The following is a 1,045-nucleotide window of genomic DNA, read 5'->3' as shown; positions in this document are numbered from 1 at the left end:
AGTGAGTGTTTGAGAAACCGGTTCAGGTGTTGGTTGCCTGGGCCGGTTTCGTGTTGCGGGTCAGGCGGGTGAGCATGACGTGGATCATGGCCCAGGTGACGAAGGCGGCGTGGCTGGCGGGTAGGTGTTCGTAGTCGCGTACGCAGCGGCGTTTCTTGCTGATCCAGGCGAAGGTGCGTTCGACGACCCAGCGTCGGGGGAGCACGACGAAGGTGTGTTGTCCGGGGAGTTTGTGGACCAGTTGCACGGTGAGGTCGAGGGTTTGGTGGGCCCAGGTGCTCAGGGTGCCGATGTAGCCGCCGTCTGCCCAGAGCAGGCGTAGGCGGGGGTGGAACAGTCGGGTGCGCCAGAGCAGGTCTCGGGCGATGCTGCGGTCGTTGACGTGCGCGCCGGTGACCATGACGGCCAGGAGCAGGCCCATGGTGTCCACGACGATGTGGCGTTTACGGCCGTTGACCTTTTTCGCGACGTCGAAACCGCGACTGCGTCGGGGCACGGTGTCCGCGGCGCGCACCGATTGGGAGTCGATCGCGCCGGCGGTGGGATGCCGGTGTCGTCCGGCGGTGATGCGGCACTGCTCCCGCAGCCGGTCGTGCAGACGCATCAACGTGTGGTCATCGCGCCATCGGGCGAACCACCAGTACACCGTTCCTGGTGGCGGGAACTCTCGCGGCAAGGCCCGCCACGAGCAGCCGGTGCAGGTCACATACAGGATCGCCGCGACGATCGCCCGCATCGGATGCGCTGGTGGCCGCCCCCGCCGAACACCCGACACCGGCGTGACCAGCGGCGCGACCAAGGCCCACTGCGCGTCGGTCAGATCACTGGGATACCGCCGCCGCGCCGCCCTCTCCCGCTCCCGCCGCACCCGCTGCGACGGATAACGGCGGGGCGGCACGGACTGCGCATCGACGATCGGGTACAACGTCATCAGAAGGCCCTCGGCACGGAAACGGTTGGCTCGACACCACCGGACCTACCGAGGGCCTTCCCTCACCTTCAACACGACACGCCGCCCGACCCCACCACTTCTCAAACACTCACT

Annotated in this window: 1 protein-coding gene; it reads right to left on the bottom strand. The window is 67.3% G+C overall.

Going from position 1 to position 1,045, the window contains the following annotated elements; all coding sequences use genetic code 11:
• Positions 1-22 precede the first annotated feature (22 nt).
• Positions 23-931, bottom strand: a complete 909-nt coding sequence (locus AC2CHG_RS31525; RefSeq protein ID WP_484526223.1) for an IS5 family transposase — start codon at positions 929-931, stop codon at positions 23-25.
• Between the last annotated feature and the right edge of the window lie 114 nt (positions 932-1,045).

This window comes from Micromonospora sp. ATLC20, from assembly GCF_057196585.1.
This window is presented reverse-complemented; position numbering and strand designations above follow the sequence as displayed.

Coding starts and splice junctions, on each gene's coding strand:
- AC2CHG_RS31525 (WP_484526223.1), bottom strand. CDS start 931: ATGACGTTGTACCCGATCGTCGATGCGCAGTCCGTGCCGCCCCGCCGT.